The organism is Paraburkholderia atlantica (assembly GCF_000092885.1).
GTDB lineage: Bacteria > Pseudomonadota > Gammaproteobacteria > Burkholderiales > Burkholderiaceae > Paraburkholderia > Paraburkholderia atlantica.
Window position 1 is genome coordinate 3,382,612 of sequence record NC_014117.1, and the last position, 20,528, is coordinate 3,403,139.

Consider the following 20,528-nt stretch of genomic DNA (forward strand, 5'->3'; position numbering starts at 1 on the left):
GCCGGTGTCGAAACACGGGCGGGGCGATCAGCCTTTCTCAAAGAGATAGACCGGTGACCTGAATAGAGGATCGGTGAATAACGTGGTTGGCGGCGATTGCGTCAAGGTCGTGTGACTATCGATGACAGACCATGCTGGCAGCACGACATCTGGGCCGATGACAACGCCCTCACCGAGCGTACAGTTTTTGCCGACGACAGCGCGTTCGGACACGCGGCAATGTGCACCGATCCAGCATGAACTCCCGATCTTGCTGTCGGTTCCAATCTCGGCACCCTGCATCACCCATGTGTTTGCACCGATATTCGCCCTCGGCAGGACGCGTACCGCATGGTCGATATACACGTTCTCGCGCAGCCTGATCCCGGCGGCAAGCGATGCACTCGTACTGCGCAACGCCACAATAGGCCAGCCACGGCGTTTCACTTCCATGTAGGCCGACAGACGATGCTGATTGAGCATTCGCTGGTCGCCCGCGATGAAAAAAGCGCTGTTCTCGCGGGCATCGTCGGTGACTGCGTTCAAGTCCGCGAAATGTGGGATACCTGCCGGTGCGGGTTGTCCTCCGATCACGCCGGCAATCTGATAATCACCTGCTTGCGCGATCTCATGCATGGCACGTTCGAGATTGCCACCCGCGTCGATGATGAGCAGCTTCTTCATAAGGCTAACTCGGCGACTTCTCCGATCTCCATTTGCGCTAGATATGCAGCCTGAAAATCAAGAATGCCCGTTTCATAAGCACCATGGATGAATTCCAACCCACCCTCTGATTCCAGATTCTTCTGTAGGGCTTCGAGGCATTCGATGTCTTCCTGCAACACGACCATGTCGCTCTTCAAATGCTCCCAAAGGACGACCGGCTTGTAGGAGAGCTCTTTTTCCGGCTGGGTCAAAGCGACCATCATCTGCACTTCCGTCTGTCTTGCCGACAGTGGGTTATAGATCTGAATAGCAAAACTACTGCCGTCCACGATCATGAGATTCACATTGGGGAATAGGTGGAAGGTTTGATAGAAGCCTCGAGAGTCCAGCCGATGCACCGATTGCTGCCAATCATGCGACGGCTGCCCGTCCATCGTGACACGGCTCCGAATGGTCGCCTGTGACAGGCTCGGGGTGCACGGCAGATACTCGCTGTCTCGACTATTGATCCTGGCACTCCCCGAAATATTCACCCGAAAGTATTCGGGGAACGTGGAATTATGCAGACAGGTAACGTGGAGCGGATCCTTTATGTTTTCCATGCCTGTCTTCCAGTTGAAATCTCCGTTGTAACGGGTGTAGATAAAACTGGAATCCATCCGCCCGGTATATCGCTCCAACAGCTCGATGGTCTCCTGATCGAATTGCTCCGTAATTGGCAGCGGATCAGGATCAAGATTAACGAACACCAGACTGCCGATCGTGGCAACGGCATATTGCTGCAAACGGATATCGGCGGCTTCTTCCCGCGTGATTCCAAACACTGCCGGATCGCGGTGCGTGTGAATCAGCTCACCTTGCTCGCCATAACACCAATGATGATAGGAGCAGACCAAAGCCCGATTGCCGAACTCCTCGTTCTGGATGCGAGCCATACGATGACGGCAAACATTGCTGAACGCGCGAATCGTTCCTTGATGGTTCTGCAAAACGACGGGCTTTCCGGCCAACGTCAAAGTACGATAATCGCGATGCTTGGCAAGCATGGGCTTGACCGCGGCCAGCATCCACAACTTGCCAAAGATGCGGGATGACTCCCGCTCGAACCACTCATCTGAGGTGTAGTGTGCAGGCTTAAGCAAAGGGCGCACGATATTGTCCTAGACTGCGTAAATACAAAGCACACCCGGCTCCAGGGACTGATGGCGCAAAGACAGCTGATAGTCCAGACCGGTTTCTTCCATGAATTTCAACAGGTCGGGGAAGTCCGTGGCCAAATGATAGGCAGACACGGTCATGGTCGGCCGATTCTTAAGAATGAGCTGATGAGCACCATGCAGGGCCGGAAGTTCCGCCCCTTCGATCTCAAGCCGCAAGTGCGTCAATTCATCGAGCAGGTTGTCGAGCTTGCAGACGTGCAGCCCCGAGCCTGAAGTTGCCGGTTGACCGGTGATCGTCACACCATCGGCATAACCGTCAGCCTGCAAATAGCCGTCCCGATCGAACACGCCTAGTTCGTGGCAATAAATTGGCGAGGCTCCGTGATCCGCAACATAGCGATTGATCGTGTCGGTGAGCATGATGAAGTTGCGATGATCAGGCTCGAACGCATGCACTGCCTTGAATCGATGCTTGACTCGCTCTGCAAAAATCATCACCTCTGATCCGTCATGCGAGCCGCAGTCCGCATAGACCGTATCCGCACCGAGCTTCAGGTCGATGTCCGGCGAAAAGTAACGCTGCTGGAAATCACCGCAATGCAACGCGAAATACTGATAGTTCAAGCTGATGAACGATGCGAGCGCGTAGTAGTACACCTGGCGCGACAGGTTATCCGCCCAATGCCTTTCCAGTGCGAGAAATTCGTCGAACCTGGCCAGCATGAGATCGCCATGCGAGCGATAGGAAGTGGTAATGGCCTCGAAGCCGGGCGCATTGAGAAATTGCTCGACGCGCAGCACATCAAAGCCCGCCTGCTTCAGCGTGATCTTGTAGCGAATGCCCGGATACCACGTGCTGGTGCGGTCAACGATCAGGCAACCCGTATAGGCAGCCGCGTTTGCAAAAAACTCTTCCGTAGTAATCTGCCGATAAGCCGCGAGCCTGGGGTTGTTACGATTGTCGTGATCGTCTTTGTCATGCACAAGGGCGTCGACACGTCCGCCCCGGAGCCTCAGCACTGCTTCGATCTCGTCGAGCTGATGGCAAAAACCCAAACCGCGCGTACTAAATACGACAACGCGCAATTCGTGCCGGCGACCGATCAGTTCGGCAATATTCTCTGGAAAAAAGGCATAGCGGTTTTCCCGGCAACGTCGATGAATATTGATCAGCTTGTCTCGCGCAACGCGCGTAGCCTCATCACTCAAATAGTCACTGGCAGTTTGGAACATAAATACCTTTCAAGAACGTCTAAGCCTGGCCCTGATCGGGTGCGTCGTCGGGCTTCCAATCGAAACGCCGTGCAGGATTGCCCAACACGGTCGTGTTGGACTTCACGTATTTGAATACGACGCTTCCTGCCGCGACCACGGCATCTTCGCCAACCCTGGATTTGGCCGTGATGATGGAGCCGGGATGAATGCGTGCGCCGCTACTAACGCTGACATTGCCGGCAATCAGACAGTGGGCGCCGATTTCGACCCAATCTCCGATCGTGGTGTCGTGCGCAACCGCCGTGTAGTTGCTGATCGTGACGTGCTGTCCGATACGACAATCCGGCGACAAACTCGCATAAGCACCGATGATGCTGCCGGGGCCGATACTGGCGAAAGAGGAGACTGCCGCGAGAGGATGCACAAGCTTTACAAACTCAACACCCCTCTCGATCAAGGCGGCTGTGTATTTTCTGCGCTGAGCTGGATCGCCTATTGCGCAAAGGAATACATCGCCTTCTTGCGGCACATAGGTCAACGGGTCACCGAGGACAGGATAGTCACGACGATAACGAGAAAGCTTATCCTCATCGTAATCCATTGGATCCCTGATCAATCCCGGATGCCTGGTGAAGCCATCGAGAACGCCCGGCCTGTTATCAAGGAAACCCTTGATAGTCCAATTCACGTTGTAATTGGGATTGTCCACCGCCATCGTCAGGACTTCGCGGCCAAATCCGCCTGCACCAATAATGAGGAGTTTTTTCATTTGTGACCACTCATACTCGAAGCTCCCAGCTATCAGCTGATCGTCAATCCGCCATCCATCACGATCGTCGTACCGGTGATCCAGCGACTGGCGTTCGACAGCAGGAACACGGCGGCATTGGCCACATCTTCCGGCTTGCCGAACCCGAACGGGTGATTGTTTCGCTGCTGCTCCATTGATCCTGCCATGGTGGCGGCCGCCTCAAACAGAGGCGTTTCGACCAGTGACGGCGAAAGGCAATTGGCGCGAATACGGCGCTTGACCACCTCCATGGCGAGACAACGCGTCATGGCAATCAGCGCGGCCTTGGTTCCCGAATAGGCCCCTACGCCGGCAACGCCGATGTGCGCCGCGATCGAGGCGACAAAGACCAACGAGCCTTCCGGGGCGACGAGATTGCGCTTGAGCAGCGCCTGCGTCAGCATCATGGGCGCGTCGACATTGATGGACTGCACCTCACGCAAATGTTGTTCGGTGAACATGCGTACCGGACTCAGGCGAGAAATGCCCGCGCTATGCACGACTCCATTCAGCGGAACGCTATCGAGCGCAGCGACCAATGCCTCACGCTCGGCCGCGTTCGTCAGTTCGGCTTGAACCGCCTGATGTCCTGCCGACGCCGATTTATCGAGCATCTCCAGCGTCTGTTTCAGGCGGTCGCGGTCGCGGCCCGTGATAACGACCTGCGCGCCCATCTGCGAACAGGAAATTGCGACCTGACGACCGATGCCGGATGAAGCGCCTGTGACGAGGATGCGCTTGCCGGAAAGCGAAAACGGGTTTTCCATACTCAAGACTCGATCAATGCCGGAAACCTGGCGCCTTCGATATCCAAAATGACCGTGCCCCACGACAGGCCGATACCGAAACCGCTCAACAACAAGCGATGCTTACCCTTGCCCAGTTCGTCGTGCAATCGGGCCGTCATCGTGACGGGCAGGGATGCGCCGCTGGTATTGCCGAAATCCGGCAAGGTGGTAGGCACTTTCTCCTCCGGCAAACCTAGCTTCTTGCGGATGGTTTCGTTGATCATCCTGTTGGCCTGATGGAAGACGAAGTAGTCGATATCGCCCTTGCTCATGCCGGTTTTTTCCAGAATCTTTTCTACGGCGGGCGGTATGCGCTGCGTCGAAAAGCTCAGCACGGCCGGACCGTCGAGGATCAGGTCCGTTCCAAAATTCAAAAAGCCGCCTTCGCTGCGAGTCGGTATCAGATGGTGAATACCAACCGGCTCCCGATGTCCGCCGACCGGCAAGCAGATGGCTTTGTAACCGCTGCCGTCGCTGTTGAGGTCGAAGTGCATGGGCGGCGCGTTCTCATCGAACTCGAGTGCGGTCGCCGTACCGGCATCGGAGAACAAAGGATCGCGAACATTGCCCGAGCGATCCCCGATCAGCAACAACGCCTTCTTGATGGCGCCGGCGGCAATCATGCTGCCCAGCAGATGCAAACCGAAGGGATAGCCGGAGCAGCCCAGGTTCACGTCATAGGCAATCGTCGCCTGTGACAGCTGCAAGCGATCCTGCAGGATGATTGCTGTCGATGGAATCGGGTAATCCGGCGACTGCGTCACGACAACCAGCGCATCGACCTCCTCCCGCTTCCACTCGATCTCTGCGAGCAATTTCTCCGTTGCATCGAAAGCGAGGTCGGAAAAGCATTGCCACCCCGGGCAAAGGCGCCGCGTCCTGATGCCGATATTGCGGACCAGGCGCTCGCGCTCCGAACGGATCTCCGGCGGAGCATCGCGGACATTGTCGTAGACATGTCTGGGCACACAGGTCGCCATGCCTGCGAAGCGCACGTTGCGCAGAGTGGAAAAAGCCATGTTCTTACCCGAGCAGTTTGTAGAGGTCGGTGATCGTCGCGCACTTCTTCAGGTCATCGCCCGAGATCGCCTTGCCGAACTCGGTGTCGAACATCACGATCACGCCCAGCGCAGCCAGGGAATCCCACTCCTCCAGGCTGCTCAGTTCCGTCTCCGGCTTTACTTCCACCGGATTCTGAAAATCGGTGGCAACCAGAAAATTCTCAATGAAGTGTTCGATGCTGGGCATTACGTATTCGGTAGTCATTAAATATCTCCAATTAGTGCTGCGATCGTCTCGACCTCATCATTCGTGAGGTTCGGATAAATCGGTAGGCAAATCACTTCCGCTGCGACCTTCGTCGCCACCGGCAAATTGCTGCGCGCGGCGCCGGGCATGCCGCGATACATCGGGAACTCGGTGACCAGCGGGTAGAAATACCGGCGGCCATGTATCCCTTTTTCCCGCAATCGCTCAAACAGCGCATCCCGGCTGAGCGGATACTCCTGCCCGACCAGGATCGGGTAATACGAGAAATTCCTTCCGTTCCCCTCCCGTTGCTGCACGCATTCGATGCCAGGAACGTCTCTCAAGAGCTCACCGTACCGCTCGCCGATCTCGCGACGGCGCGCCAGCGCCTTGTCGATGTGTTGCAGCTGCAGCAATCCGAACGCGGCATTGACCTCGGCCATCTTGCCGTTTATGCCCGGTGCGACGACTGTGGTTTCGTCAACGATCCCGAAATTCTTCAGGTTGTCGATGCGTTGCTTGGTCTTCTTGTCCGGGCAGACGATGGCGCCGCCCTCGAAGGTCGTAAATACCTTGGTGGCGTGAAAGCTCAATACGGACAGGTCACCGTGTCGCACGATACTGCCGCCTTCGTCACGCACACCAAAGGCGTGCGCGGCGTCGTAGATCACTTTCAGGTTGTAGGTGTCGGCGATTTTCTGAATGGATTCGACGTTGCAGGGATTGCCGTAGCAATGCACCGGCAGAATCGCCGTGGTCTTGGGCGTGATGGCCGCTTCGATCTTCGCGGAATCAAGATTGAGCGTGATGGGGTCGATGTCCACGAAGACCGGCTCGATGCCATTCCAGCGCAGGGAGTGTGCCGTGGCGATGAACGAGTACGGCGTCGTGATGACCTCGCCTGTGATCCGCAAAGCTTGCAGGGCCGTGACCAGCGCCAGGGTACCGTTGGAAAAGAGCGCGATATGTTCGACGCCGAGATACTCGGCGAGCGCCTTCTCGAGGTGCTCGTGCATCGGCCCATGATTGGTCAGCCGCCTCGAGTCCCAGATCTTTTCCAGATAGGGAATGAAATCCTCCAGCGGTGGCATGTACGGCTGGGTGACGTAGATGGGCGTGTGGCCGGGCGATTTCATGGGCGATCGAGATAAGTCGGTCCCGAGATTTTGAGCCTGGCACCACCATTTCAGTCCGGCGAACTAAGGGGCTTTTCCCCCTTACTACGCCTCATTGGGCATAAACCTGCGCGATCGGCTTGTCATACCGCGCCTGTTCGCCGTATTTCTGCAGATACCGGACGTAGCCTTCCAGCCACGATTGGGTGCCGTACCGATGCCCACCCTCGTGAATTACGCTGAGCGACCACGTTCCGATCCGCAGGCCAGCCAGTTCGGCCTGGCGGCAGAAGTCCAGATCGTAGAAGTCGAACGCAAAACGCTCGTCGAAGCGGACACCGCGGGCAAGCAGCGTTTCGCTGTCGGCGATCAGCATCAAGCCGTCGAGCAGCTTGCATTCTTGCTCCGATGGCCCGTGCAGATCGACTTCGTCGCAGGGCATGCCCCGACCGCGGCCGGCGCTTCCGCTTAGATGCTCAGCGTCCGGTTCAAGGCTGAGCGCCGTCGAGTGCCAGGCCGGCTGGCCCGGCACGCGGCGCTTGTTGCCAGCGATACCGACCAGATTGAAGTGGTCAAGAGCCTCGTGGATGCGCTGCTGCCAGAAAAAGTCGGCAAGCCAAACGTCATCGTGAATAAAGACGAGGATCGCGGGATCTGTGGCCGCAGCTTCGATCGCGGCGTTGTAGATCGCAGGCAACCCCTGGGTGTTGTTGATCGTTAGCCTGATCTGCACATCTTCTTCACGCATGGCCGAGCTGTACAGCCCTAGCGAACGACCAAGCGCGGTTTCGGCCATGAACTGCTGCTGGCTTCCACGCGTGGCACAGACGAGCCGCACGCGTTTGCGGTTCTTTGCTGCCGCCACCGCGCGCGAGTGGGCGATGCCGTCGAGAAACCGGCGCGATTCGGGTAGTTCGCGAGGCGGCACGCGCCCGAGTTCGTCCAGACTCTGCCTCAACGGTTCGAGCGAAGACAGACCGCGCTGTTCAATGGCAAAGCGGTAAACCTCGCCGAGCCGCTCGCGAGCCTTGCCGATCTCCTGCACGCCAATGGTTCCGGCGGCTATCTCGCCGCGCACCATGATTTCCCATTCGTAGAAGCCCACCGCAAGCCACGGGTTCCCCACGCCGGAGTTTTGCGCCGCGTGCCGCCGAAAGCAACTGTGATAGCCGCCGGCGAGGACGATCGGCCCCTGTTCCGCCATGTTCAGGTACATTGCGACGTCGGTCAGATAGCCGATTCCGTGCCCTCTGTACTTCATCATACAGGCGACATCGACCCGCTCGCGTACGAGCATGACGTTGCTGGGTTCACCGACGAAGTTGTTCGCGGTCGCCACCATATTCGCGACCAGAAACGCCCGATCGAGAAGCGCCGTCTCGCCGGGCTGGATCAGTGCGGCCGGCACGTCGATCACGGTGTCGTCGGTGTCGATGACCACGCGCTGGTGGAAGGCCAGCGTCGATTCGGGATGACTTTCCAGTGCGGCGACGAGCGTAGCTACCGAGGTCGGCATCAACAGATCGTCGTCGTAAAGCCACTTCACGTACCGGCCGCTGGCATGTGCCCACAAAGCCTCCTGATTGCGAAGGCCATTTTGAAACCCGTGGTGAAAATATCGGATCCGCGGATCGTTCGCGCCATCGACAATTTCGCGAAGCCTGGCATCCGGTGTATCGTCGCCGACGAGGATTTCGATGTCCGTGTAGCTTTGCGCGCAGGCGCTCGCCAAAGTCTTGGCCAGGTAGCTCGGCTTGAACGCTGGAATGAGGATGCTGACTGTTGGCATGAGACCGGCGGCTGAAATAAGCGGTCAGGCAGTGTAGCGATCGCCGCAAAAGAGTGATCAGGCAGACAGACACGCTTTTCGCGCTCAATTCCGCAGATGCGAAACGCCGGGGAAGCGCCCGCTATGGCTCAGCCAAGGTGCAGCCAGGTGCGAGTCACAAAATCGCTGTCGTCGCGGACGTCAATCCACAAGCATGCAGATGTCCAGGTTCGATCGAACAGGATCGACTGATCCGGCAGCAAGGACTGCCGGATCAGAGAATCATTGCGGAGAAAGCTTCGATTCAGGTGCGTTGCCGACTGCGTCCTATTCGGCCCGTGTCAGCGGCGCCCAGTCATCGCGTGGCGAAGCGTAGATGATGCTGTCGTAGAAGAAGCTGTAGTGATGACGCAAGTGCAGGCGATGTTCTGGGACGATCTCGCGCAGCATATCGGCCACGTCGAGCAGATCGGTCGCATAGTGGTAAGAGGCAATCGCCATTCTCGGTTTCGCACGGGCGATCAACTGTGCCGCGCCGCGCAAGGTGCGCGGCTCAAAACCTTCCACATCCATTTTGATAAAGGTGGCGTCTTCCACCATGTCGTCGAGCTTCACGCAAGGTACCTCGACCCCTCCGCTGGCACTGACATGACTGCTCATCGTGCCGGTCTGGTGGAAACGCAACGTCTCGCTACGATCGGATACAGCAGCGCAGTGTGTGTGCATGAAAGGCAGCGGATAGGGCATCAGCTTGTTCAATGCCTGATAGTTTTGCGAATCCGGCTCAAACGCATGCACACTTGCCACGTTCCAGTCGGTCGCCCCCAACAACTTCGCGACAATAGTGCCGGTATGCGCACCGCAATCGACGAAGTGTTCCCTGGTGCCGATCGTGAATGTTTCGCTCTGTGCACGACTCACCCCAAAATATTCGTCTTGCGGACAAGCCATGACCGAATCCAGCACGCGGCGATCGAATTGCAGTCGCTGCAGCAGCACGGCATATAGCGTTTCGCGGCTGCGCTCGTCTTCGAGGCGTTCAGCGAAAGCAAGCCAATCATCGGCACGCTCCATGGTACGAGCACGATACTGCAAGACAGGCTCGTATACGCCCGGGCAATCATATGCCGCGAACAATTCCAGAAGATCGTGAATCGGCAAACCCAGGTGTCTGGCTAGCGCGCGGAAACGCGCCTGCGCATAGCGGTTCTGCGTGAAATCCACGGCCCGGACCTCCGTGCCTGCTGGCACGCGCCGCGCCAGTTCCGCGGACAATTGCGCCGATGTGCACACCGGGATGCCGGACATTTCCTCCGTGCGGGACCAGTCGTCCACACCCAACACCACGTTTGCGCCGCGCGCGAGCAAGCCCGGCAGATAAATCGATGCGAGCAATGAGCCGGGACCGAAGACGACCAGCGCCACGCCCTTCAAGTTTTCAGCAGCACGTGCGGGCGCCGTATCGTCAGCAAATGCGAGCAACAATCGCTCGCGCAAGGATAGGGAAGCGTTTGTCATTTATGTTCTCTGTTCAGTGAATTGCGACGATAAAAATGTGACCGATTGCCATGCTTTTCCTTGTCGCCGGATCAGTAAAAGTACAGGCAGGCGCCCCACCGGACCCAGGTATTGACGGCACTCATTGCTGCGCTTCGATTGGTTGCGCGGCAACATAGGCACGCTGAAAATGACGCACACGGTCTTCGATTCCCGCGCCAAGAACAGCCAGCTTCATTGCATTGCGCACACCCGCCTGCACCTTGGCGCAGATCCCGCCATCCTCGGCGAACACCTTCCTGGTGAAGGCGTGTCCATCTGCATAAATGTGTTCCATCATTTTTTTGCCCGCCTCCGTGCTTCCTTCGAATTTCACGCCGAGCGTGCGGGAATGCACTGTGGTGGTCTCCACGGCGGTCGGATCGAAACGCTGCACGTGGAAGCTATAGCCCATGAAGGACGTGACGGTCAGGTTGGGAAAAATATGATGGTGCGTGTAATGCTCGAAACGCCATGGCCAGCGGCCGATTCGGGACTCCATGCGCTGGAAGCGAGCGACCCAATCAGCGTTGGCGTCGTGCTCCAGTGAACTGTGCCGCGCGTCGTCGAAGAAAAAGCGCGGAGCTTCCTTCTCGCGACTCATCCCATCGGCTTCCATGAAAGTGCCCGAATGCACCGAGGGGACGTGATAGCCCTCCAGGGAGTTTTCAATAACGACTTTCCAGTTGGCTGCGACATCTTCGCGGAATTCATCCAGCACGGTGTCCATGCCTTCGCTTGCGCGTTCCAGGAAGCCGTACTGCGAGCCGAGATAGTCGCGCAGACCCAGTCCGTCCTCCGACAAGCGCACAAAGACAAACTGCCCGGCCGTGTCGCAAGCGAACTCATGCAGGCGAAACTTCTCCGGCTCCGCGACGACTTGAGGAAACGCCTGTCGCTGAGGCACGCTCAGCGGCACACCACATTTGTCGTATACCCAACTGTGGTAGGGGCAACGCACGAATCCGCGATGCGTACCGGACTCGCACAAACGGGCATGTCGATGCGAGCACACATTCAGGAACGCGCGCGGTTTGCCCGTCTCGTCGCATTGCAGGAGGACTTCCGTATTCCCCAGGCGCACGCCTTGATGAACGTTGCCCTGCAGTTCCAGCTTCAGGCCAGCGAAAATCCACGACTGACGGAACAGGCCATTCAACTCGTTTTCGTGATGGGCGGAATCGACGTAGGCTCGGGGAGGAATTTGGTGAGTCGACATATAAATCAGCGAAATGAAGAATGATTGGCTGGATTCCGGGTAGCGTCGAGCGCAGACGCTCCCCACGTCCTGGCCAGATCAGTCGGCGCGGACGCGGGAATCGGGATACTGATGGTTGGCATACGACCGGCGGCGGCTGAATTTAGGGATCAGGCAGTGTAACGACCGCCGCCGGACACTGATTCGGTAGACAAGCACGGTTTTCGCACCTAATTCCGCAGATGCGGGGAAGGCCGGGGTCCGACGGAAAGATGCGCAGTGAATCTCGTGACTGCCTTCGCAGTCGGGCGCAGCCTCATTGAAGGGAACATGTAATATTAAGCGCAGGATCTATCGCCGAACCTGCACGCGGCCCCTGCGCGCCATCTGACCTACCTGATTGATTCTCCCCTTAAAGTTTTCCCAGTAGGGACCGATATCCCAAACAAGGCGGCCAACACACACACCACGCCGCCATTTTTGGGATCGGGCCCGTGCCCTACTCGGAGAATTGAAATGCTCGGAATCAATACAAACATCAACTCGCTCGTTTCGCAGCAGAACCTGACCGGTTCGGGCAGCGCACTGTCGCAGGCGATCACGCGCCTGTCGTCGGGCAAGCGCATCAACAGCGCAGCCGACGACGCGGCAGGCCTCGCGATCTCGAACATCATGCAGACCCAGATCAACGGTCTGAACCAGGGCGTGTCGAACTCGAACGACGGTACGTCGATGGTGCAAACCGCATCGAGCGGTCTCGCCTCGCTGACGAGCAGCCTGCAGCGTATCCGCCAGCTGGCCACGCAAGCAGCGAACGGCTCGATGACCAGCGACGACCGCGCGGCCCTGCAGAAGGAAGTCTCGCAACAGATCTCGGAAGTGAACCGTATCTCGTCGCAGACGACGTACAACGGCATGAATCTGCTGAACGGTTCGCTGGGCACCGTGACGTTCCAGGTCGGTGCGAACGTCGGCCAGTCGATCAGCCTGAACCTGACGCAAGACATGTCGGCTGCGAAGCTCGGCACCGGCAACGTGCAAGTTGGCAACACGCTCGGTTCGTTCGGCGACCTGTCGCTGAACAATAGCGGCCAGACGGTTGCTACGGGCGCCACGATCACGTCCATCAACGTTTTGGCCGATGGCAAGGGCGGTTACACGCTGACGGACCAGAACAACCAGGCACTGTCAGCAACCACCGCTACGGCAGTGCTCAGTGGCGTTACCATCACCGCCGACGCCAACGGCAACGCAACGATCACGGCAGCCAATGCTACCGGCGCAGGCGCGGCTATTGCCACGGCGCTTAAGACTGACATGACGACGACGGTCGGCGGCTCCACCGCTACGCTCACCACGTCGTTCACCGCGGCTTCGAACACCGCCACCGGCGCGACGATCGACGCACTCAACGTCCCGACCAACGTTGCGAGCATCGACGTCAGCAGTCAGACCGGCGCAAGCGCAGCGATGGAATCGATCGACAACGCGCTGACCACGCTGAACAACCTGCAAGCTACGCTCGGCGCGGCACAAAACCGCTTCAGCGCCATCGGCTCGACGCAGCAAGCGCAATCGACCGACCTGTCGAGCGCCCAGTCGTCGATCCAGGACGCGAACTTCGCGGCAGAAACGGCTAATCTGAGCAAGGCGCAGGTTCTGCAACAAGCTGGTATCTCGGTGCTGGCGCAAGCGAACTCGCAGCCGCAGCAGATCCTGAAGCTCCTCCAGTAAGGCGCTTCCGGCTGCAAGCGTCCGACGCGCAGCGCATCGCGCGCCGGACGCAAATCCGTCGGGAGGCTCGCCTCCCGATTGTCGTTTCCAGCGTTACACCGCGAATTAAAAAATCGCGCGTTCAATCGCGCATTCAACCGTTTTGACCGGCCTTGCCGACGCACGGAGCCTCCTCATGTCCACCGTAACCGGATCCACGACTTCTGCGATCTCGAGCGCAGTCGCCACCACGACTGCCTCCGCCCAGGCGGCGGTGCAGTCAGCCGCCCAGTCGATCATCAGCGGCTCGACCAATTCGTCGATGGACACGAGTTCGCTCGTCACCGCGCTCGTCAACAGCAAGACCGCCGGCCAGGCCGCGACCATCGCCGCCGAGCAGACCGCGGACAACACGCTGATTTCGGCCTACGGCACGCTCTCCGCGGGACTGTCCGCGTTGCAGGCAGCCATCTTGCCGCTCAGCGACGGCCAGACGCTGAACACGTTCAAGAGCACCCTGAGCGGCACCGGCGTCACGGCCACGGCCACGACCGGCGCGGTCGCGGGTTCGTACTCGCTCAATGTCGCGCAGGTCGCCACCTCGCAGGTCCTCACCTCGGCGGGTTATAACGCGAGCACGAACCTGGCATCCGGCGCAGCCACGATGACCCTGACGGTCAACGGCAAGAGCAGCACGATTTCCCTGAACAGTTCGAACAGCACGATTGCCGGCATTGCGTCGGCGATCAATTCGGCCAACGACAATCCCGGCGTCACCGCGACCGTGGTGACCGGCGCGGACGGCGCCCACCTCGTGCTGCAATCGAACTCGACTGGTGCGTCGGGCGGCATCAGCATCTCGGTCAGCGATTCGACTTCGTCCGACGATCTCAACAAGCTCGCGGTGGCGACCACCGCCGGCAAGTCGATATCCAGCGCGAGCGACCTGACCGCTACCGATAGCAGCGGCAACACGTACAACCCCAGCCAGTCGACCATCTCCGGCTCAGGCTGGACACAGACGCAGGCCGCCCAGGATTCGTATTTCACGCTCGGCGGCGTCGGCGTGAGCAGTTCCACGAACGCCGTGAAGACGGCCCTGTCCGGCGTCACGCTGAATCTCACGTCGGCGGCCGTCGGCACCACGCAGACGCTGACGATCGCGCAGGACACCAGCGCGGAGCAGACGGCGATCGACAATTTCGTCACCGTCTACAACACCCTCGTCACGACGATGGGCTCGCTGACGTCTTACAACAAGAACTCGACGTCGCAAGGGGTTCTGCTCGGCGATTCCACGTTGAGCGTGATCCAGAACCAGCTCGCCAAGATCGTGGGCAGCGGCGTGGGCAGCGGCAGCACGAAGACAACGCTTGCGGCAATCGGCATTACGCTGCAGTCGGACGGCACGCTGTCGGTCGACGACACGAAGCTCGGCGATGCGCTGCAGAACAACCAGTCGGCCGTGGCCTCGGTGTTCAATCCGACCACCGGCATCGCGGCGCAACTGGACGACAGCATCACGAACTACACGTCGCCCACCGGGATCATCAAGAACCGTACAGACGCGATCAACAGCGACCTGGCGAGTCTCGCGAACCAGCAGACGACGTTGACCGCGTGGCAGGCGCAGCTCACTAGCCAGTACACCGCGCAGTTCACGGCACTCGACAAGCTGATGGCAACGATGAACAACAACTCGCAGTACCTCACGCAATTGTTCGGTGGCACCAACAGCGCAGGCGCGCTTGCCACGAACAAGGGCTGAGTGTGGCGCGGAGCGCACCATGCAGAACGTAACCCTGATCGAGCGCATCTGGCAGAAGACGAAAGACCTCGAACTGGCGGCCGCTGTCGGCGACTGGGAGCGGGCCGCGCAGCTCGCCGACGAGCGCTCGCCGCTGTTGACGGCGCTCGGCGCGCAGCCGCCGCGGGATGTGATGGCACGGCTCAGGGAGATTCACGACATCGACCGCCGCATTTTCGAAAACGCGCGTGTCGCGCAGCAGGAGCTGGGTGCCGAGTATCAGGCGAGCATGCAGGCGAGTCGCAATGCGGGGCGGTATTTGAGTGTGGCGCTTGGTTGATGTAGAAGCCGTGATTGGCTGTGCATGTGCGCATCACCCCAGCCCGCCTTGTGCGGGCTTCTTTCTTTGCTGCGGCCGGGTTTTGGATCGGGCGGGATTGCGTCTGGATTATTTCCGACGCCGGCACTTTTCTCCAAGCGGCGCAATAAGCAGAGGCTTCCGACGCCGCCCGAAATGAAAAAAGGCCCTCGGCATTTGCCTTAGGGCCTTCGTTTATCCAGGTTTCTTCAACCCGGCATCACTTCGATTTTTGGCGCGCCCGGCTGGGATCGAACCAGCAACCCCTGCCTTCGGAGGGCAGTACTCTATCCATTGAGCTACGGGCGCATCACTACAAACTGCGGGGACTTAACACGAAAGCGCGACAACCAGAATGGACTCGACGCCAACGCGAGAGACCGCAAGCATACCCGGTTTCAGCCGAACCGTCCACCGGACGGCCTCCGACGCCCGCCTCAGCGTCTTCCCCGAGCTCTGTCATCGTGCATGCCGATCCGGGTAAACGCCTGCTGAACACCGTCCAGGCCCCCTCGCCGCCGCCGAAACCTTGCGTCTATAATCGTCCGTGGCTGATCAAGAACAAGAAGTTGCCGTCGCGCTGTACCGCTCACATACCCACGGAGACGAGACAAGCATGAGCGAAGCACCACACGGAGCCCCGATCAAAACCCCAGCACAGCTCATCGCCGCGGTCATCGCCGGGTTTGCTGTGCCAATCATCATCATCGTTCTGCTCGCCGTCTACGTCGATAATTCGACACGGACCGGCGCTGGTACCGACTCCCTCTCCGAAGCCGAAGTCACTTCCCGCATCCATCCGATCGCCCAGGTCGAGATCCGCGACGCCAACGCGCCGCGCGTCTACAAGAGCGGCGAGGATGTATACAAGGCGGTCTGCTCGGCGTGTCATGCGTCGGGTGCCGCGGGCGCGCCGAAATTCACCAACACCGCCGACTGGGCGCCGCGCATCGCGCAAGGCTTCGACACGCTGTGGCACACCGCGCTGTCCGGCAAGGGCGCGATGCCGCCGCGCGGCGGCACGAGCCCCGACGACTATAGCGACTTCGAGATCGCGCGCGCGGTCGTCTATATGGCGAACAATTCGGGCGCGAGCTTCCCCGAGCCGGCGCAGCCGGCGGCGGGCGCAGCCGCGGCATCGGGCGCAGCCGCGGCATCGGGCGCCGCTGCGGCATCCGGCGCGGCAGCCGCATCGGACGCGGGCGCGGCCCAGGCCGCCGCGGCGATGGCAGCCATGGCCAGCGTGCCGCAGACTCCCGCCCCGGCAGCAGCTGGCGCACAAAGCGCGGACGCTTCGCAGGCCGGCAAGGCGCTGTATCAGTCGGTATGTCAGGCGTGTCACGCGGCCGGCGTGTTGAACGCGCCGAAGTTCGGCGACAAGGAAGCATGGGCGCCGCGCCTGAAGGACTCGATGGACACGGTCTACAACTACGCGCTGCACGGCAAGGGCGCGATGCCACCGAAGGGCGGCTCGAACGCATCGGATGCGGACGTGAAAGCCGCGGTCGACTATATGGTCAGCGCGGTGAAGTGAACCGCGCGGCGTCGGCCGCTGAACGAAAAATCCCTGCATGCGCTAACGCGATGCAGGGATTTTTTTATGCGCAATGACAAGCAACCGCACCTGGCGGACATTTGATGCCTGGCCCGCTCACGCCTTCTGCAACAGCGCCTTCAGACTCGCGAGCCGATCCTTCGGCGACATCGGCGCTTCTTCCGGCGTGGGCGGCGGCGCGTCGTCGAGCAGCATTTCGTTGATGAAGCGCGACGGCTCGCAGACGATCGTCTCCCGCGCCCGCTTGCGCTTCTTGCACCAGTTCAGATGCAGGCTGCGCTGCGCGCGCGTGATCGCGACGTACATCAGCCGGCGTTCCTCCTCGATGCGCGCGTCGTCGATCGGCTCGTCGTCCGCGCCGCCGCGATGCGGCATGATGCCTTCCTCGACGCCGACCAGGAACACGTGCGGATACTCGAGCCCCTTCGACGCGTGCACGGTCGACAGCCGCACCGCATCCGGATCTTCCTCGCGACCTTCGAGCATCGACATCAGCGCGACCGTCTGGATCAGCCCGAGCAGGTTCTTGCCGGTGTCGCCGAAGCCGTCGGCGGTGTCGTAGCCGGTCGCCTCGTTGCCGCTGCCGTGCTCCGGCTCCTCCTTGGTGCCCTTGCGCTTCAACCACTCGATGAATTCGAGCACGTTCTGCCACTTCGCCTGCGCCTGGCGTTCGTCGAAAGCGTCGTACAGATACGCTTCGTAGTGGATCGCCTCCATCAGCTCGTCGAGCAGCGTGCCCGCCGCGTCCTTCTCCGCGCGGTCGGTCAGGCGCTGCATGAAGTCGCAGAACGCGCGCATCGGCTCGATCTGACGCGGCGACAGACGCGCCTCGATGCCGCCCATGTAGACCGCCTCGAACAGCGACACCTTCGCCTGACCCGCGAACGCGCCGAGCGCCTCCAGCGTCGTATTGCCGACGCCGCGGCGCGGTGTGGTGATCGCGCGGATGAACGCGGGGTCGTCGTTCGCATTGGCGATCAGGCGCAGGTACGCGCAGATGTCCTTGATCTCGGCCTTGTCGAAGAACGACTGGCCACCCGACAGCACGTACGGAATCCGTTCACGGCGTAGCACCTGCTCGAAGATGCGCGCCTGGAAGTTGCCGCGATACAGGATCGCGTAGTCGCGGAAATTCGCGCGTCGCTCGAACTTGTGCGCGGACAGCCGAAACACGACGGACTCCGCCTCGTGCTCCTCGTCGTTGCAGCCCGTCACCGTGATCGTGTCGCCCATGCCGTGCTCAGACCACAGCTTTTTCTCGAACAGCTTCGGGTTGTTCGCGATCACGTTGTTCGCGGCGGTCAGGATGCGCACAGTCGAGCGGTAATTCTGCTCGAGCTTGATCAGGTGCAGATTCGGAAAATCCTTGCCGAGCTGGCCGAGGTTTTCGAGCGTCGCGCCGCGCCAGCCGTAGATCGCCTGGTCGTCGTCGCCGACCGCCGTGAACGCCGCGCGCTTGCCGGCCAGCAGCTTCACCAGTTCGTACTGGCACGCGTTGGTGTCCTGATACTCGTCGATCAGCAGATAGCGCAGCTTGTTCTGCCAGCGGTCGCGCACCTGCTCGTTGCTCGCGAACAGTTCGGCGGGCAAGCGGATCAGATCGTCGAAATCGACCGCCTGATAGGCATGCAGCGTCGCCACGTAGTTGCGATAGACGATCGCCGCCTGGTGCTCGTCCTCGGTCGATGCGGTCGCAATTGCCTGTTCGGGCATGATCAGGCCGTTCTTCCACAGCGAGATGATCGACTGGATCTTGCGAATGAAGCCCTTGTCCGTCGAGCCGACCTGCTCCTGGATCATGCCGAAGCAGTCGTCGGAATCCATGATCGAGAACTGCGGCTTCAGGCCGACGTGTTCCGCCTCCTGCCGCAGGATCTGCACGCCGAGCGAGTGGAAGGTACACACCGTCAGCTGGTTCACGGGCACCTTGCGGCCTTCTTTGCCGGGCGCGGTCAGCGTCTTGCCTTCGAGCAGCTTGCCGACGCGCTCGCGCATTTCCGCCGCGGCCTTGTTCGTGAACGTGACGGCGGCGATGTGACGTGGCTCGAAGCCCTTCGCTTCGATCAGGTGCGCGATTTTCTGTGTGATCACGCGTGTCTTGCCGCTACCGGCGCCGGCGAGCACGAGACAGGGGCCGTCGAGATAACGGACCGCTTCACTTTGAGCGGGGTTCAGGCCTGCGGACATCGTTTGTGGATGGGTAATACGGTTGAGGGCCGCTGAAGTCGGACCGGCGGAAGGCGCCGGCCGAAGGCCCGGGACATGCTGCGCGGCTCGATGCGCGCGAGAGGTGCGATGTTAACATGGACAACCGCGACGGACCCCGCGATGGGGCCATGCTCAGCCCCCGGTCCAACCCACAAATGCCACAATAATGAGATTGCGCGCCGCCGCCGCGGTGGCAAGGCGGCGCGCCGTTCCTTCAGGAAGAATCGCATGTCCGCATCGCTGAAGATTGGATTGATGGGCTACGGCTTCGCCGGCGCGACGTTTCACGCACCCGTGATTGAGCATTGCGGACGCGCGAGCGTCGCCGCGATTGCGACCGGGCAATCCGAGCGCGCGCACGCCGACTATCCGCACGCGAAGATCGTCGCCGATCTCGACGCGCTGCTCGCGCTCGACGACATCGATTGCGTCGTGATCGCGACGCCCAACGACACCCACTTCGACCTCGCGCGCCGCACGCTGGAAGCCGGCAAGCACGTGGTCGTCGACAAGCCTGTCACGCTGAGCGCCGTCGACGCGCACACGCTTGCGAATATCGCGCTCGCTCGTAGCAAGCTGTTCGCGCCCTTTCACAACCGCCGCTGGGACGGCGATTTTCTGACCGTGCGCGATCTGCTCGCGCGCGTGGAACTGGGGCGTGTCACGCACTACGAATCGCATTTCGACCGCTTCCGGCCGGGCGTGCGTCAGCGCTGGCGCGAAGACGTGACGCGCGGCGGCGGTCTGCTGTTCGATCTCGGTCCGCATCTGATCGACCAGGCGCTCGCCCTCTTCGGCGCGCCGCAGACCGTCTCGGCGACGGTGCGCGCGCATCGCGACGACGCAAGCGCACCCGACTACGTGCACATCCAACTCGGCTACGAGGCGTTCGAGGTCGTGCTGCACGCAAGCGCGCTGACCGCATTGCCGGGACCGCGCTTTGCTATTCATGGCACGCGCGGCAGCTATGTGAAGCACGGGCTCGACACCCAGGAAGATCAACTGAAAGCCGGCCCGCGCCCCGGCGACGCAGGCTTCGGCGCCGGCAACACCCCCGGCGTGCTGCGCGTGCTCGAAGGTGACCAGGAAGTCGAGCGCGAATTGCCGACCCGCAACGGCGAGTACGCAGGCTTCTATATTGCGTTGGCCGATGCGATCCAGAACGGCGTTGCATTTCCGGTCAGCGCGCGCGCCGCGGTCGACGTGATGACGATCATCGAACTGGCCGCGCGCAGTTCCGAGCAAGGCGTGCGGCTGCCATTCGAGCGCATTCGCTGAGCCTTGCATCACTGCGCGTCGGACCGTGCCCGCGCGGTCTGCGTACCAAAAACGGAATGACCTTTCGCGCCGCGAAGGCCGTCGGCGCGGGGCTTTCCTGACGTTCCAGAAAGGAACATAACGTTACAAGTTCGCCCGCGGCCGAGTCAGCGGGCGTTCCTCGTCATCCGTTGCTAGCGAGGTAGCAATTCGATACGACAACGACT

At 60.5% G+C, this 20,528-nt stretch carries 18 protein-coding genes and 1 tRNA gene; 5 read left to right on the forward strand and 14 right to left on the reverse strand.

Going from position 1 to position 20,528, the window contains the following annotated elements; genetic code table 11:
• Positions 1 to 27 precede the first annotated feature (27 nt).
• The 11 genes from BC1002_RS15375 to BC1002_RS15425 form a co-directional block, all read right to left on the reverse strand.
• Positions 28 to 663, reverse strand: coding sequence for a DapH/DapD/GlmU-related protein (locus tag BC1002_RS15375; protein ID WP_013090918.1), 636 nt, complete (start codon positions 661 to 663; stop codon positions 28 to 30).
• Entirely contained in the window at positions 660 to 1,796 is a 1,137-nt protein-coding gene (locus BC1002_RS15380; RefSeq protein WP_013090919.1) for an aromatic ring-hydroxylating oxygenase subunit alpha, read from the reverse strand. The genes BC1002_RS15375 and BC1002_RS15380 overlap by 4 nt, the downstream gene beginning before the upstream one ends.
• 9 nt (positions 1,797 to 1,805) lie before the next feature.
• Positions 1,806 to 3,038: an FkbM family methyltransferase gene (locus tag BC1002_RS15385; protein ID WP_013090920.1), complete on the reverse strand. Its 1,233-nt coding sequence runs from the start codon at positions 3,036 to 3,038 to the stop codon at positions 1,806 to 1,808.
• Between the two features lie 19 nt (positions 3,039 to 3,057).
• The gene (locus BC1002_RS15390; RefSeq protein WP_013090921.1) at positions 3,058 to 3,789 is read right to left on the reverse strand and encodes an acetyltransferase; all 732 of its coding nucleotides are present in this window, start codon (positions 3,787 to 3,789) and stop codon (positions 3,058 to 3,060) included.
• 32 nt (positions 3,790 to 3,821) lie between these two features.
• Positions 3,822 to 4,577, reverse strand: coding sequence for an SDR family NAD(P)-dependent oxidoreductase (locus BC1002_RS15395; RefSeq protein ID WP_013090922.1), 756 nt, complete (start codon positions 4,575 to 4,577; stop codon positions 3,822 to 3,824).
• Between the two features lie 2 nt (positions 4,578 to 4,579).
• The gene (locus tag BC1002_RS15400; RefSeq protein ID WP_013090923.1) at positions 4,580 to 5,617 is read right to left on the reverse strand and encodes a ketoacyl-ACP synthase III; all 1,038 of its coding nucleotides are present in this window, start codon (positions 5,615 to 5,617) and stop codon (positions 4,580 to 4,582) included.
• Between the two features lie 4 nt (positions 5,618 to 5,621).
• Positions 5,622 to 5,864, reverse strand: a complete 243-nt coding sequence (locus BC1002_RS15405) for an acyl carrier protein (protein WP_013090924.1) — start codon at positions 5,862 to 5,864, stop codon at positions 5,622 to 5,624.
• A complete protein-coding gene (locus BC1002_RS15410; RefSeq protein WP_013090925.1) occupies positions 5,864 to 6,982 on the reverse strand; it encodes a DegT/DnrJ/EryC1/StrS family aminotransferase in 1,119 nt (372 codons plus the stop codon). Before BC1002_RS15410 ends, BC1002_RS15405 begins: the two co-directional genes overlap by 1 nt.
• Before the next feature lie 91 nt (positions 6,983 to 7,073).
• Positions 7,074 to 8,750, reverse strand: a complete 1,677-nt coding sequence (locus BC1002_RS36305) for a glycosyltransferase family 2 protein (protein WP_013090926.1) — start codon at positions 8,748 to 8,750, stop codon at positions 7,074 to 7,076.
• Between the two features lie 306 nt (positions 8,751 to 9,056).
• Positions 9,057 to 10,247: an FkbM family methyltransferase gene (locus BC1002_RS15420; RefSeq protein ID WP_013090927.1), complete on the reverse strand. Its 1,191-nt coding sequence runs from the start codon at positions 10,245 to 10,247 to the stop codon at positions 9,057 to 9,059.
• Positions 10,248 to 10,368: 121 nt separating this feature from the next.
• Complete coding sequence (locus tag BC1002_RS15425; protein WP_013090928.1) at positions 10,369 to 11,484, reverse strand: aromatic ring-hydroxylating oxygenase subunit alpha; 1,116 nt, start codon at positions 11,482 to 11,484, stop codon at positions 10,369 to 10,371.
• A gap of 495 nt (positions 11,485 to 11,979) precedes the next feature.
• On the opposite strand from BC1002_RS15425, the gene BC1002_RS15430 reads away from it, so the two are divergent.
• The gene (locus BC1002_RS15430; protein WP_013090929.1) at positions 11,980 to 13,197 is read left to right on the forward strand and encodes a flagellin; all 1,218 of its coding nucleotides are present in this window, start codon (positions 11,980 to 11,982) and stop codon (positions 13,195 to 13,197) included.
• 105 nt (positions 13,198 to 13,302) lie between these two features.
• Here the strand turns inward: BC1002_RS15430 and BC1002_RS38875 are convergent, their stop codons facing one another.
• Complete coding sequence (locus BC1002_RS38875) at positions 13,303 to 13,506, reverse strand: hypothetical protein (protein ID WP_238537896.1); 204 nt, start codon at positions 13,504 to 13,506, stop codon at positions 13,303 to 13,305.
• Between BC1002_RS38875 and fliD the strand changes: the two genes are divergently transcribed.
• Together fliD and fliT are read left to right on the forward strand one after the other, a co-directional pair.
• Positions 13,499 to 14,944 carry a flagellar filament capping protein FliD gene (gene fliD, locus BC1002_RS15435; protein WP_238537897.1) on the forward strand — a complete coding sequence of 482 codons (1,446 nt, stop codon included), beginning with the start codon at positions 13,499 to 13,501 and terminating at the stop codon, positions 14,942 to 14,944. The genes BC1002_RS38875 and fliD overlap by 8 nt on opposite strands.
• A gap of 19 nt (positions 14,945 to 14,963) precedes the next feature.
• Entirely contained in the window at positions 14,964 to 15,263 is a 300-nt protein-coding gene (gene fliT / locus BC1002_RS15440) for a flagellar protein FliT (RefSeq protein ID WP_013090931.1), read from the forward strand.
• A gap of 251 nt (positions 15,264 to 15,514) precedes the next feature.
• Here the strand turns inward: fliT and BC1002_RS15445 are convergent.
• Positions 15,515 to 15,590 (reverse strand) — tRNA-Arg (locus BC1002_RS15445).
• A gap of 307 nt (positions 15,591 to 15,897) precedes the next feature.
• Here BC1002_RS15445 and BC1002_RS15450 point away from each other — a divergent pair.
• Positions 15,898 to 16,815, forward strand: a complete 918-nt coding sequence (locus tag BC1002_RS15450) for a c-type cytochrome (protein WP_013090932.1) — start codon at positions 15,898 to 15,900, stop codon at positions 16,813 to 16,815.
• Positions 16,816 to 16,932: 117 nt separating this feature from the next.
• Here BC1002_RS15450 and BC1002_RS15455 read toward each other — a convergent pair whose 3' ends face one another.
• Positions 16,933 to 19,023: a UvrD-helicase domain-containing protein gene (locus BC1002_RS15455; protein ID WP_013090933.1), complete on the reverse strand. Its 2,091-nt coding sequence runs from the start codon at positions 19,021 to 19,023 to the stop codon at positions 16,933 to 16,935.
• 249 nt (positions 19,024 to 19,272) lie between these two features.
• On the opposite strand from BC1002_RS15455, the gene BC1002_RS15460 reads away from it, so the two are divergent.
• A complete protein-coding gene (locus BC1002_RS15460; protein WP_013090934.1) occupies positions 19,273 to 20,322 on the forward strand; it encodes an oxidoreductase in 1,050 nt (349 codons plus the stop codon).
• Positions 20,323 to 20,528: the final 206 nt, after the last annotated feature.